The 13271-nt window shown below is 68.3% G+C and carries 14 protein-coding genes; 10 read left to right on the forward strand and 4 right to left on the reverse strand.

The features are described from left to right. Positions 1 to 26 precede the first annotated feature (26 nt). The 4 genes from ACQUSQ_RS03450 to ACQUSQ_RS03465 form a co-directional block, all read right to left on the reverse strand. Complete coding sequence (locus tag ACQUSQ_RS03450) at positions 27 to 1631, reverse strand: TrkH family potassium uptake protein (RefSeq protein ID WP_435067098.1); 1605 nt, start codon at positions 1629 to 1631, stop codon at positions 27 to 29. A gap of 49 nt (positions 1632 to 1680) precedes the next feature. Further along, positions 1681 to 3018: a Trk system potassium transporter TrkA gene (trkA, locus tag ACQUSQ_RS03455; protein ID WP_435067099.1), complete on the reverse strand. Its 1338-nt coding sequence runs from the start codon at positions 3016 to 3018 to the stop codon at positions 1681 to 1683. 70 nt (positions 3019 to 3088) lie between these two features. Then, positions 3089 to 3625 carry a type II toxin-antitoxin system RatA family toxin gene (locus ACQUSQ_RS03460; RefSeq protein WP_435067100.1) on the reverse strand — a complete coding sequence of 179 codons (537 nt, stop codon included), beginning with the start codon at positions 3623 to 3625 and terminating at the stop codon, positions 3089 to 3091. A 39-nt stretch (positions 3626 to 3664) separates the two neighbouring features. Next, positions 3665 to 3922 carry a hypothetical protein gene (locus tag ACQUSQ_RS03465; RefSeq protein WP_435067101.1) on the reverse strand — a complete coding sequence of 86 codons (258 nt, stop codon included), beginning with the start codon at positions 3920 to 3922 and terminating at the stop codon, positions 3665 to 3667. Positions 3923 to 4009: 87 nt separating this feature from the next. Here ACQUSQ_RS03465 and coaBC point away from each other — a divergent pair, with 87 nt between their 5' ends. The 10 genes from coaBC to ACQUSQ_RS03515 all read left to right on the forward strand — a co-directional run bounded on the left by coaBC (position 4010) and on the right by ACQUSQ_RS03515 (position 13262). Further along, positions 4010 to 5173, forward strand: coding sequence for a bifunctional phosphopantothenoylcysteine decarboxylase/phosphopantothenate--cysteine ligase CoaBC (gene coaBC / locus ACQUSQ_RS03470; protein WP_435067102.1), 1164 nt, complete (start codon positions 4010 to 4012; stop codon positions 5171 to 5173). Between the two features lie 111 nt (positions 5174 to 5284). Next, positions 5285 to 6367: a monovalent cation/H+ antiporter subunit E gene (locus ACQUSQ_RS03475; protein ID WP_435067103.1), complete on the forward strand. Its 1083-nt coding sequence runs from the start codon at positions 5285 to 5287 to the stop codon at positions 6365 to 6367. Next, positions 6367 to 6690, forward strand: a complete 324-nt coding sequence (locus ACQUSQ_RS03480) for a cation:proton antiporter (protein WP_435067104.1) — start codon at positions 6367 to 6369, stop codon at positions 6688 to 6690. Before ACQUSQ_RS03475 ends, ACQUSQ_RS03480 begins: the two co-directional genes overlap by 1 nt. Further along, on the forward strand, positions 6687 to 7007 hold the full coding sequence (gene mnhG, locus ACQUSQ_RS03485) for a monovalent cation/H(+) antiporter subunit G (RefSeq protein WP_435067105.1): 321 nt from the start codon (positions 6687 to 6689) through the stop codon (positions 7005 to 7007). The genes ACQUSQ_RS03480 and mnhG overlap by 4 nt, the downstream gene beginning before the upstream one ends. Continuing rightward, a complete protein-coding gene (locus ACQUSQ_RS03490; RefSeq protein ID WP_435067106.1) occupies positions 7004 to 7540 on the forward strand; it encodes a DUF4040 domain-containing protein in 537 nt (178 codons plus the stop codon). Before mnhG ends, ACQUSQ_RS03490 begins: the two co-directional genes overlap by 4 nt. Then, positions 7537 to 8067, forward strand: coding sequence for an MnhB domain-containing protein (locus ACQUSQ_RS03495; protein ID WP_435067107.1), 531 nt, complete (start codon positions 7537 to 7539; stop codon positions 8065 to 8067). Before ACQUSQ_RS03490 ends, ACQUSQ_RS03495 begins: the two co-directional genes overlap by 4 nt. After that, on the forward strand, positions 8068 to 8433 hold the full coding sequence (locus ACQUSQ_RS03500; protein ID WP_435067108.1) for a sodium:proton antiporter: 366 nt from the start codon (positions 8068 to 8070) through the stop codon (positions 8431 to 8433). Beyond that, complete coding sequence (locus ACQUSQ_RS03505) at positions 8426 to 9919, forward strand: proton-conducting transporter transmembrane domain-containing protein (protein ID WP_435067109.1); 1494 nt, start codon at positions 8426 to 8428, stop codon at positions 9917 to 9919. Before ACQUSQ_RS03500 ends, ACQUSQ_RS03505 begins: the two co-directional genes overlap by 8 nt. After that, positions 9916 to 11556 (forward strand): proton-conducting transporter transmembrane domain-containing protein, encoded by a 1641-nt coding sequence (locus ACQUSQ_RS03510; protein ID WP_435067110.1) that lies wholly within the window; start codon positions 9916 to 9918, stop codon positions 11554 to 11556. The genes ACQUSQ_RS03505 and ACQUSQ_RS03510 overlap by 4 nt, the downstream gene beginning before the upstream one ends. Further along, a complete protein-coding gene (locus ACQUSQ_RS03515) occupies positions 11556 to 13262 on the forward strand; it encodes a Na(+)/H(+) antiporter subunit D (RefSeq protein ID WP_435067111.1) in 1707 nt (568 codons plus the stop codon). Before ACQUSQ_RS03510 ends, ACQUSQ_RS03515 begins: the two co-directional genes overlap by 1 nt. The last annotated feature ends 9 nt before the right edge of the window (positions 13263 to 13271 follow it).

Raw genomic sequence — 13271 nt, forward strand, 5'->3', positions numbered from 1 at the left:
GGCCAATTTTCAGCGCTGATAGCGGTCTACTGCCGCCAGTATTCGGGCGTCAGGACGACCAGCACCGGCAGGATTTCGAGTCGGCCGACCCACATCAACGCGACCATAAACAGCTTCGCCGGCGCCGAGAACTCGATGTAACTCCCCATCGGGCCGACGAGGCCGAACCCCGGACCGACGTTGCCGAGCGTCGCGGCGGTGGTGCTCATGACCTCCAACACCGACAGCGAGAGACCCGTCCGTGCGGCGTCGAGAAAGAGCAGTCCCGTCCCGACCAGAAACAGCACGAAGTAGAGGACGGTGAAGGCGTAGATGCCGCGGATGGCTCGCTCGTCGACGGTGCGGCCGGCGAGTCGGACCGGGCGAACCGCCTCGGGGTGGGCCGTCGTGAACAGTTCCCGCCGAATCGACTTCAGGATGATGTACCAGCGGACGACCTTGATACCACCACCGGTCGACCCCGCAGAACCACCGATGAACATCGCAAAGAGGAGGAGATACTGCGCCGGCGACCCCCACGCGTTGAAGTCGATGCTCGCGTATCCGGTGGTCGTCACCAGCGAGACGACCTGAAAGGTGGCGTGTCTCAGCGCCGGTTCGACGTGACCAACCAGCGTCGCCCGCATCTCGGCGAGATAGACCGAGTCGAACGTCGTCCCCGGCGGGGCGAACGTCGCGATGCCCTGTCCGACGAACAGCAGCGCCGTCACCAACCCCGTGAGGACGGCCATAGCGCCGACGTAGACGCGGAACTCCGAGTCACCGGGGAGTCGCTTCGGGTCGCCCGTGAGCGCGTGCCAAAAGAGGGCGAAGTTGGTCCCCGCGACGACCATGAAGGGGATGATGAGCCACTGGACGGCGGCGGAGAACGCCTCGATGCTCCGCGCTTCGGGGGAGAACCCGCCCGTCGGCAGCGTCGTCAACCCGTGGGCAACGGCGTTGTACGCGCCCATCTCGGGCGCCATCCCGCCGCGATGGAGACCGTAGAGCAACAGGATTTCGAGGACGGTAAAGCCGAGATACGCCACCCAGAGCGCCCGCGCCGTCTCCGCGATTCGGGGCGTGAGTTTCTCGATGCCCGGTCCCGGCGCCTCTGCGTCCATCAACTGCGCGCCGCCGACGGAGAGTTCGGGGAGGATGGCGACGGCGAGGACGACGATACCCATGCCGCCGAGCCACTGGGTGAGTTGTCGCCACAGCATGATGCCGTGGCCGTGAGCGTCGAGCGAAATCTGTCCGAGGACGGTCGCGCCAGTCGTCGTGAACCCGCTCATGCTCTCGAACAGGGCGTTCGGCGGGTAGGCGAGCGTCGAGTCGGGCGCCGTCGCCGGGGTGACGCCCGGAATCCCGTGGGCCTCGACCAGATAGGGAAGGGCGCCGATGCTCGACACCGCGAGCCACGTCACCGCGACCATCAGAAAGCCCTCGCGGGCGCCGATATCGGGGTCGGGGCGCAGTCGCTCCAGTCCCCACCCGATGCAGACGGTCACCGCCATCGTGACGAGAAACGGCGCGACCGACTCGCCGTAGGCGACGGCCACCGCCAGCGGGAGCGCCAGCGGTACTGCCAGATGCTTGAGGACGCTCCCGACGAGACTCAGACTCGCTCGGTAGTCGACACGAATAGCCATCAGACCCGTCGAGCGGTCGCCCGCGGAGCGGCTTTAAACTGCTGGTCGGTCACAGAAGCGGCGTCGCTTCGTCGGCAACGCTCGCGTCGAGGAAGACGACGACGTGGTCCCCCGCCTGAATCACCGTATCACCGCGGGGCGTGATGAACTCGCCGTTACGCGTGATGGCGCCGATGACGACGCCGTCGGGGAGGTCCTGCACGGATTCGTGAATCGGTCGTCCGGCGAGGGTGCTCTCGTCGTCGATTTCGACTTCGAGAACCTCGGCACGGTCGCTCTCGATGAGCGCGATGTTCTCCGCGCCGCCGTCGCGGGTGAACCGCGTAATCTCCTCGGCCACCACTTCGCGGGGGTTGACGGCCACGTCGATGCCCACCGTCTCGAACAGGTCGACGTACTCCGCGGTGTCGATGACGGCCACCGTCCGGTCGACGCCCAATCGCTCGCCCAGCAGCGAGACGAGCAGGTTCTTCTCGTCGGAGTCGAGGGCCGCGACGAGGAAGTCGGCGTCGCCGACGTGTTCCCGCTCGAGGAACTCGATGTCGGTCGCGTCGTTCTGCATGACGACGGTGTTCGGTAGCTCCTCGGCGAGACGGCGGGCGCGCTCCGGGTCCTGCTCGATGAGCCGGGGCTTGAACCCCCGGTCACCGAGGAGGCGGGCGACGTGATACCCGATTTCGCTCCCGCCGACGATGACGACTTCCTCCGCCGTTCCCGGCGGTTCGTTCGGCGCGACGGTCGACGCGAACTCGCTGACAGCCGAGGGGTTGCCGATTACCACCACCCGGTCGTGTTCCCGGAGCGTCGAGTCGCCGCGCGCGATTTCGACCTCGTCATCCCGGAGGATGGCGGCGAAAGTGAGCTGTTCGAATCGGTCGGCCTCGGCAATCGTTTGGCCGGTGACCGGGCTGTCGCGTGGCACCTCGAACTCCGCCATCTGGACGCATCCGTCCGCGAACGAGTCCACGTCGCGCGCGGCGGGAATGCCGACGACCCGGACGATGGACTCGGCGGCCAGCAGGTTCGTACACACCATGAAATCGATGCCGAACGCGCGCTCCGAGCGCTCCCACGTCCGGAGGTACTCCGTGTTCTTCACGCGAGCGACGGTGAAGACGTCGCTCACGGCGCGGGCCGTCGAGCAGATGACGATGTTCGTCTCGTCGTCGTCGGTGCTGGCGATGACCATGTCGGCCGTGCCGACATCGACCTCGTCGAGCGTCGTCAGCGACGTTCCGTCGCCCTCCACCGCCAACACGTCGAGCGAGTACGTCATGTCCTCGACCCGGTCGCTGTCCCTGTCGACGACGACGATTTCGTGCGCGTCGGCGAGGTCGGCGGCGATGCTCGACCCGACCTGTCCCGCGCCGACGATGATTATGCGCATATCCAGCCCCCGCGAATGACCATGCATTCACGTGCTCGCGCCCACGGTTTCACGATTTCGCTTCGCGGGATTACTCCGCGCCCGGTCCCTCGTGGACGACGAGGTCGACGTCCCGCGGCCGGCCCTCCAAGTCCGCGACGATGCGCTCGACGACCTGCTCCGCCTCCTCCAACAGGATGGGCTGGACCTTCTCGACCACCCAGTCCAGTGAGACGAAGCGTGGCAGGTCGAGCAGGCCGCTGTCGACCGATTCGGAGTCGAACTCGACTTCGAGGTGGACGCGACAGGCCGGCCCCTCGCCGGGCACGTCCGCGGGCACCGAGTCGAGCGGTTCGACGCGCCACCGCCCGCGGGCGTTCAGGTCCGCGGTCACGCGCCAGTCGAGACGCGTCGGCGGGTCGGCGTCCGTCACTTCGGTGTGGGCCGTGTAGGTGAGCTTCCACCACGCGAACCGCAGGCGGTACTCGGTGCCCGGCGACCCATCGCCGCGGGCCGTCACGTCGGTCAGATGCTCCGAGTAGCGGGCGTAGCGCGGGAAGTCGACGAGGAAGTCGTACACCTCCTCGGGCGGGAGCCGAACGACCGTACTGACGTGGATTCGGTCCACAGCGGCAGGTCGGCCCGAATCGGGGTAAGCGTTCCGCGCCTACTCGGGGAGGGGGTCCTCGCAGTAGTCACAGTTCCCGCCGGCGTCGGTTCGCGAGCCACAGCGCGGACAGTTCACGCGCTCGGGGCCGTCGTCTCCGTCGTCGCCGCCTCGGAGGGCGGTGACGCCGAGGACGGCGATACCGAGGAAGGCGGCGAGAAACCACCCAATCGGCCCGAGCGTCAGGAGGACGACCCCGACGACAATCGCCGGAATCCCGAGGAGGGCAGAGAGCATAAGCTCCGATTCGCGGGTCACGGGCGGCGTGACGCCCGCCACCGGCAAACCCGTTTCGGTGCCGCTGGGTCCCCCCGCTTAAGACCCTCGGCGCGGAAGTGCGGACGAATGCTGGCAGACACCAACGTCGCCCTCGGCGTGACGGGGAGCATCGCGGCGGTGACGACGGTGGAACTCGCCCACGAGTTGCGGCGGGCGGGCGCGTCGGTCCGCACCGTCACGACGCCGAGCGCCGAGCACATCGTCCACCCGTGGGCGCTCGCCTTCGCCACCGACCACGACCCCGTCACGGAGATTACGGGCGCGGTCGAACACGTCGACCTCTGCGGGCGCGAGGGCTGGGCCGACGTGTTGCTCGTCGCCCCGGCGACGGCGAACACGATTGGCAAAGTCGCGGCCGCCGTCGACGACACGCCGGTCACGACGTGTGCGACGACGGCGCTCGGCGCCGGCGTCCCAGTCGTCGTCGCGCCCGCGATGCACGAGCCGATGTACGACCACCCCGGCGTGTTAGACGCCATCGACCGCGTCGAGTCGTGGGGCGTCGACTTCGTCGACCCGCGCATCGAGGAGGGGAAGGCGAAGATTGCGAGCGAGGAAGCCATCGTCACCGAGACGGCGCGAGCGACGACGGCCGCGAGCCTCGACGGCCGCCACGTCGTCGTCACGAGCGGTGCGACGACGGAGTCAATCGACCCGATTCGAACGCTCTCGAACCGCGCGTCCGGGCAGACGGGACGGGCCATCGCGCGCGCCTGCTACGTCCGCGGCGCGGACGTGACACTCGTCCACGACGGACCAGCGGTTCCCTACGCCGACGTCCGGCGCGTCGAGAGCGCGGCCGAGATGCGCGAGGCCGTCATCGCCGTCGCCGACGAGGCCGACGCCCTCGTCTCCGCCGCCGCCATCGGCGACTTCACCGTCGAGACGCGGAGCGAGAAGATTCGCTCCGGCGAGTCGCTGACGCTGGACCTCGAACCGACGCCGAAACTCCTCGACACCGTCCGCGACTCTCACCCCGACCTCACGATGGTCGGGTTCAAGGCCGAGACGAGCGGGGACGACGACGCGATGGTCGAGCGAGCGCGGGCGCTCCGTGACCGGGTCGACCTCGCCTTCGTCGTCGCCAACGACGCGACGGTGATGGGCGAGGACGAAACACGGGCGCTGGTCGTCGGCGAGACGACGGAGACGTACGCGGGGTCGAAGACCGGCCTCGGGGCGCGCGTCGCCAGTGACCTCGCGGCCGCCCTCGACGGAGCGGGGGTGTGAGCCGGGTGGTCCTCCCGTATAGCAATAGTTATCAAACCGGAAGCGAAGGCTACAGAGTGACAAGTATGAACGGGGGAGCTACCGCTCGGGCCACCGGAGGTCGACCGCCGGATGGAGGTTGAGAAACCCGGGGACCTGCTCGTCCCCGTCGGCGACTCGGAGACGCTTCGGCGGACGGTCACGTACGCCATCGAACGCGCACACGAGTCGGCCGTCGACGCCGGCGAACCCGTGACCGTGCATTTCGTCTACCCCGCCCGATGGCGCATCTTCGAGACGGACCGCGCCGCCGTCGAGGCCGCGGGGTCGCTCCTCGACAAGGTCGTCGCGTGGGCGGAGGAGGACATCGACGAACTCCACACCGAGGACGAACCGCGGCTGGTCGCCGTCGAGTCGGCGACCGTCGGGACCAACGAGTACGTCTTCAGCCCCGGCGACTTCGCCGACGTCATCCGCCGGTACGCGGACCACAACGACGTGGGTCGAATCGTCGTCGACCCCTCGTTCCGCCCCGGCGGGAGCGTGCCCCTCCTCCAGTCGTTCGAGGAGGAACTCGCTCGCCGCGGGTTCGACGTCCTCGAAGCGCCGGTTACACGCAAAACCCGGCGCCAACTGCCCTTTACCGCAATCGGCGTCCCCGAGTTCGCCTTCGTCTTCGCCGTCTCCTTCCTGTTTTACATCGCCCTCGGTGGCTGGCACGTCACCGACGGGTACGAACTGCTCACGGGCGTCGTGACGGCGGGTGCCGTCACGGCCACACTCGGTCGCATCGCGCTCAAGGGACCGCTCCCGAAACTCCGCGACATCGGCGTCACGCTCGGCCGCATCGCGCTCTACACGCCGATACTGCTCTGGGAGATAGCGAAGGCGAACGTCGCGCTCGCGTACGTGGTGTTGCATCCGAGCCTCCCAATCGACCCGCGGGTCGTCGAGTTCGACGCCGCGGTGTGGGGTGACCTCCCCGTGACCACGCTCGCAAACTCCATCACGCTGACGCCGGGGACACTGACCGTCGACGTGAGCCGCCAGCATTTCCTCGTCCACGCCCTGATTCCCGACGCGGAGGCGGACCTATTGGAAGGCAAACTCGAACGCCTCGTCCGCTTCGTCTTCTACGGCCGGGAGTCGGCGCGCATCGCCTCGCCTCGGGAGCGACTCGACGCGAGCGGCGACGACTCGGAGGGTGAGAGCTGATGCTGCCGACACCGCTCGCCGCGTCCGGCGGGAGTGAAGTCGCCATCTCGTCGACGCTGTCGACGATTCTCCTCCTCGCCGCGGGCGCGTTCGCCGTGTTCGCCGTCGCCCTCCTGTATCGGGTCGTCCGCGGTCCGACGACACAGGATCGCATCGTCGCCATCAACGTCGTGGGGACGAACACCGTCATCGTCATCGCCCTCCTGAGCGTCGCCTTCGGCGAGTACGGCTACCTCGACGTGGCGCTCGTCTACGCCCTGCTCAACTTCGTCATGAGCATCGCCGTCTCGAAGTTCACCGTCGAGTGGGGTGGGGTCATATGACGCCGCTCGAAATCGTGGCCGCGCTGTTGGTCGTCGTCGGCACCTTCTTCGGGTTCGTCGCGACGGTCGGTATCATCCGACTCCCGGACCTCTACTCGCGGCTCCACGCGGCGTCGAAAAGCGACACGCTGGGGTCAGTGCTCTCGCTCGCGGGCATCGCGCTCGTTCTCGGCCTCCGCACCGAGTCGCTGAAACTCGTCTTCCTGCTCGTCTTCCTGTTCCTGACGAGTCCGACCGCGGCCCACGCCATCGCCCGCGCCGGGAAGGAACAGGACGTCGAACCGGCCGGCGACGGTACGTGGGAGGGCGAAGAATGAGTTCCACGCTGCTCATCGCCGCCGTCCTCGTGTTCATGCTCGGGAGCGCGCTCGCCGCGGCGCTGCTTCGGGACGTCGTCGCGAGCATCGTCGCCTTCGCGGGGTACAGCTTCGGGGTCGCCGTCCTCTGGGCGTTCCTCCGCGCGCCCGACGTGGCGCTCACCGAGGCGGCGGTCGGTGCGGGCATCACCACCGTCCTCTTCCTGCTCACCATCGCCCGAACCACGGTGTCGCGCTCCGAGCGCTTCGAGGGCATCAGCCTCCGCTCGGGGCTGGCCGTCGTCGCCATTATCGTCACCGTCGGCGCGACGGTGCCGGCGCTCCCGGCGATGGGCGCCGCCGGCACGCCCGTCCTCGACGGCGAGGTGAGCCAGTACTACCTCGACAACGCCTACGAACAGACGGAAGTGACCAACGTCGTGACCGCCATCCTCGTCGGCTACCGCGGGTTCGACACCCTCGGCGAGGCTGCAGTCGTCTTCGCCGCCGGCATCGCGATGTTGCTCGTGCTCCGGCAGGAGGAATTCGTATGAGTGACACACCCGACGACATCGAATCGACCGACAACGGGAGTGGACAGCTCTCACGCCCCGGCGAGGACCGCCCGCCCTACGTCGAGAGTACGATAATCATGACGACCGTCAGGGTGATTGCGCCGTTCGTGCTCACGCTGGGCCTGTTCGTGATGTTCCACGGCGCGAGTTCGGCCGGCGGCGGGTTCCAAGGCGGCGTCATCGCCGCGACGACCGTCGTCATGCTCGGATTCGCCTACGGCATCGAGCCAATCGCGACGTATCTGCGGAACGAACACCTCGCAGTGCTGGTTCTCGGCGGCCTCGGCGCCTTCCTCCTCGTCGGCTTCGGCGCCTACGCCGTCGGTGGGACCTTCCTCGAATTCACGCGCTATCCGATTCACCATGGGAGCAAATACAGCATCGAACTCGTCGAACTCGGTATCGGCGTCATCGTCGCCGGGGTCATCACCGGCCTCTTTTTCCTGCTGGGAACGGGGCTCGATATCGGCTACGACGCCGCCGAACCCGGAGAGGAGGACCGCTGAATGATTGAGCTACTGGCCACGCGATACACGTACGTCGTCGTGGTTGCGCTCCTCGCCATCGGCGCGTACGTGATGATAGAGAGCGACAACTTCGTGAAGAAAATCATCGGCCTGAACGTGTTCCAGACGGGCATCTTCGTGTTCTTCATCTCGGCGGCGTTCCGCACGGGCGGAGAGTCGCCAGTCGTCCAGTCCGGCGGCGGTGGCGGGCCGTTCGTCTCGCCGCTCCCGCACGTCCTCATCCTGACGGCCATCGTCGTCGGCGTGAGCCTCACGGCCGTCGCACTCGGCCTCGTCATCCGCATCTACGGCAGTTACGGCACGATAAACGAGGACACCCTCGGGGAGGTGCGGGCGGATGAGTGACGGCCTCGTCCCCCTGTTGGTCGCGGTGCCGCTTCTCGGCGCGGTACTCGCCGTCGCCGCCGGCCTCGTGAGCGAACGCGGCCCACCCGCCGTCGCGGGCGGCACGCTCGCCGTCCAGACGATACTCGCCGGCTGGCTCGGGAGTCAAGCCATCGCCGCCGGCCCGCTCTCGGTTGCCGTGGGCGGGTTCGTCGCGCCGTACGGCATCGAACTCGTCGTCGACGGCGTGTCGGCAGTCGTGGTCACGCTCGTCGCCGCCGTCTCGCTGGCCCTGCTGGTGTACGCGATTCGCGACGACCCCGGCGGGACGGCGTTCTACACGGAGTATCTCCTGCTCGTGACTGGGTTGTCGGGGATGACCGTCACCGGCGACGTGTTCAACCTCTACGTCTTCCTCGAAATCTCGGGGCTGGCGACGTACGCGCTCGTCGCCAGCGCGGGCACCGGGCGCTCGGCCGTCGCGGCGTTCAAATACCTCATGTTCGGCACCGTCGCCGCCTCGCTGTACCTGCTCGGCGTCGGCTACGCGCTCGTCGCGACGGGGACGCTCAACATGGCGGACCTGTCGGTCGAACTCGCGCAGGCGGGCTACGACTCGACGCTCGTGCTCGCCTCCTTCGGCTTCATCGTCGTCGGCCTCGCGACCAAGACGGCGCTCTTCCCGCTGCACACGTGGCAACCCGACGCCTACGACGACTCGCCCGACAGCGTGAGCGCGCTCATCGCCGCCCTCGTCTCGACGGTGGCGGCGTACGCCCTGTTGCGACTCATTTACACCGTCTACACGCCCGCCTTTTTCGAGGCGGTGCCCGGCGCCCGCACCGCGCTCGTCGTCTTCGCCTGCGTGAGCATCGTCGTCGGGAGCGTCCTCGCCGTCGCCCAGTCGCGGGTCAAGCGGATGCTCGCATACTCCTCCGTCTCGCAGTACGGCCTCGTCGTCGTCGGCCTCGCCATCGGCACGCGCGCCGCCGTCTTCGGCGCCATCGTCCACCTCGTCGGCCACGCCATCATGAAAGGCGGGCTGTTCGTGGCGGCGGGCACCGTCGACGACGTCCTCGGCGCGCGGACGGTGGAGGAGTACGCCGGCCTCGCCGACCGCTACCCCGTCCTCGGGGGCGCGAGCGCCGTCCTCATGCTCGCGATGGTGGGCATCCCGCCCGCCGTCGGCTTCGCCGGCAAGTGGTACATCGCCCTCGGCGCGGTCCGGGCGGGGGCTTGGCCCGTCGCCGTCGTCATCTTCGCGTCGACGCTCCTGACGCTCGCGTACTTCGCGCGCCTGATTGAGCGGATGTACGTCGCGCCGGCGACGACGCCCGACGCGGCGGCCACCGATGGCGGCGTCGGCGAGGACCTGCTCCCCAGTTCGCCGCCGGTGGGGCGACTCGCCCTCGTCTTCGGCGCCGCCGTCGTCGCCGTCGTCCTCGGACTCACCGTGACCGACCTTCAGACAGCCCTCGAACCGACCCTCGATACGCTCCTCTCATGACCGAAATCACCTCACTCAGACCGGCGCTGCCCGTCGCTATCGCGGCGCTCGCAGTCGTCCCGATTCTCGCGTCGCGTCGCCGACCGAACGTCCGCGAGGGATGGACGGTGCTCGCCGCGGCGAGTGCCTTCGTCGTCGTCGCCAGCATGCTTCCCGGCGCCATCGCGGGAACGACCCGCGTCGCCTCGCTCGGCCCGCTGGTCGCCGGCGTCGAACTCTCGCTGAAAGCGGACCCGCTCGGCCTCCTCTTTGCCACCGTCGCGAGCCTCCTCTGGCTCATCACCAGTTTCTACAGCATCGGCTACATGCGCGGCCTCTCGGAACACGCCCAGACGCGCTACTTCGCCTCCTTCGCCGCGAGCGTCGCCGCCGCTCTCGGCGTCGCCTTCGCCTCGAATCTCGTCACCATCTTCGTCTTCTACGAACTCCTGACGGTGGCGACGTACCCCCTTGTCACCCACGACGAGACGCCCGAGGCACGGGCCGCCGGGCGGAAGTACCTCACCTACACCTTCGGCGGCGGCGTGGCCGTTCTCGCGGGAACAGTCCTTGTCGCGACGATGACGGGAACGACGTCGTTCACCGCCGGCGGCATCGCCGGCCTCGCCACCGCCGACCCGGTGCTCGCGCGAGCCGCGTTCGTCCTCCTCGTCTCGGGCTTCGGGGTGAAGGCGGCGCTCATGCCGCTTCACTCGTGGCTCCCCGACGCGATGGTGGCGCCGACGCCCGTCTCCGGCCTGCTCCACGCCGTCGCCGTCGTCAAGAGCGGCGTGTTCGGCATCGCGCGGGTCGTCCTCGACGTCTACGGCGTCGACCTGACCGGCGCGCTCGGACTGGGCCTGCCACTCGCCGTCGTCGCCGCCGCGACGCTTCTCGTTGCGAGCATCATCGCGCTCAGACAGGACAACCTCAAGCGCCGGCTGGCGTACTCGACGGTGAGCCAACTGTCCTACATCGTCCTCGGCATCGCCATCCTCAGCCCACACTCCATCGTCGGCGGCCTCCTCCACATCCCCGCCCACGCGTTCATGAAACTCACTCTCTTCTTCACCGCGGGCGCCATCCACGTCGAAACCCACACCGACGACATCAGCGAGATGGCTGGCATCGGCAAGCGAATGCCGTTGACCATGCTCGCGTTCGGCGTCGCCGCCGCGGGCATGGCCGGCATCCCGCTCGTCGCCGGCTTCGTCAGCAAGTGGTATCTCCTCATCGGGAGCGTGAGCGCCGGCCAGACCGTCTTCGCCGTCGTCCTCCTGCTCTCGGGAATCCTCAACATCGCGTACTTCTGGCCCGTGTTCTATCAGGCCTTCTTCGAGAGCGAGGACGCCGCGGACGCCAAGCCGCTCATCGAGTTCCCGCTCGGCGGTGAGGAGCGGTCCATCCGACCCGACCACGACGAGGACCACGGCACGGTGACCGACGGCGGCCACGACGACGACCATCACCACGGCGGCCCGCCCGCAGACGGGTGGGAGCGCCGCGGGTGGCGCGGCCGTGAGAGCACGTGGTTCATGCTCGGCCCGATTCTCGCGGCGATGACGGGCGCCGTCGTCCTCGGCGTGATTCCGCGAACGGCGGTGTTCCTCCGTCTCATCGAGGTCATCGTCGCGGCGGCGACGGGGGTGAGCGTCTGATGGCGTCCGGCCCACTCACCGCTTTCCCGCCCGGACTGCTCGTCCTTGCGGCGGCGCTCGCGACGGGACTCGCCGGCCGCCGTCTCGGCCACCTGCTCGGCGGCCTGACGACGGCGCTAGTCACCGTCTGGATATGGGTCGCCCCCGCGGGCACCCACCTGTCGGGCCAACTGTTCGGCTTCGACGCCGTCTTCTTCGCCGTCGACCCCTTCTCGCGGGTCGTCGGCCTCGTCTTCGCGTTCATCGCCACCGTCGCCGTCACGTACTCGTGGGCGACGGGTGCGAGCAACCGCCAGACGGCCTACGCGCTCACCTACGTCGGGTCGAGTATCGGTACCGTCTTCGCCGGCGACTGGCTGACGATGGCCGTCTGGCTCGAAGCCATGGCCGTCACGAGCACGATTCTCGTCTGGGACTACGGCGGCGAGGCCATCCGCGCGGGCTTCCGGTACGCGCTCCTCCACGGCATCGGCGGGAGCCTCGTCCTCGCGGCGGTGGCGTGGCACTACGTCGCCGTCGGGTCGTTCCTCCTGAGCGCCGCCCCCGGCGGCATGGCGGGGACGATTCCGCAGGTCCTCTTGGCCGTCGGCATCGGGGTCAACGTGGGCTTCATCGGTCTGCACGCGTGGCTCCCCGACACCTACCCGCGACCTCATATCGCCGCGAGCGTCTTCCTCTGTGTCTACACGACCAAGACCGGCGTTTACGTCATGTACCGCGCGTTCCCCGAGGGCAACCTCTGGGTCGCGTACATGGGTGGAGCGATGGCCGTCTTCGGCGCCGGCGCCGCCCTCCTGCAGAACGACATGCGCCGACTGCTTTCCTACCACATCCAGTCACAGGTGGGGTACATGGTCGCGGGGGTGGGCATCGGCTCCGCTCTCGCCACCGCGGGGGCGTTCGGCCACGTCTTCAACCACATCCTCTACAAGAGCCTCCTGTTCATGACGGCGGGCGCCGTCGTCTACCAGACGGGCGAGGAGAACCTGAAGAAACTCGGCGGACTGGCGCGGAAGATGCCCGTCACCGCCGCGGCGTTCACCATCGCGGCGCTCGCCATCGCCGGCTTCCCCGGCTTCAACGGCTTCGTGAGCAAGGGCATGGTCATCGGCGCCGCCCACTACGAGCATCTGGACGCGCTCTGGTATCTCCTGCTTCTCGGCGGCGTCGGCACCTTCCTCTCCTTTATCAAGTTCGGGTACTACGCCTTCCTCCACGGGCCGTACGAGGGCGACGCCGAGGTGTCCAGCGCGCCTCGCGTCCAGCAGCTAGCCATGGGGTCGGTCGCCGTACTCTTGGTCTTCTTCGGCGTCGTCCCCGACGCACTCTTTGCCATCCTGCCGCTGGAGGGCGCCTACGAGTTCCACACGTTCACGCTCGGCCACGTCGGCGAGGGCCTCGCGCTGGCGGCGGCGGGCGTCGTCGGCTTCCTCGTGCTCAAAAAGCCACTGTCGAAAGTGGGACGCGTACCCGATATCGACGCCGTCTACAACCCGATTGCCTTCTACGGCACGCGAGCGGTGGTCCACGCTGTGACCGAGACGTACGCGGCGGTGGACCGCGCGGTGGTCGCGGTGGTCGAGCGCGGCATCGAGTTCCGCGCCGACCCGGCCCTGCTCTCGCGGTATCGCGCGAACGTCGGCGGCAGCATCTTCATCCTGATGGTCGTGCTCGCCGGCGTACTCGCGTGGCTCGGCATCGTGTGAATCTTTTTG

The organism is Haloplanus sp. C73 (assembly GCF_051195115.1).
Taxonomy (GTDB): Archaea; Halobacteriota; Halobacteria; order Halobacteriales; family Haloferacaceae; genus Haloplanus.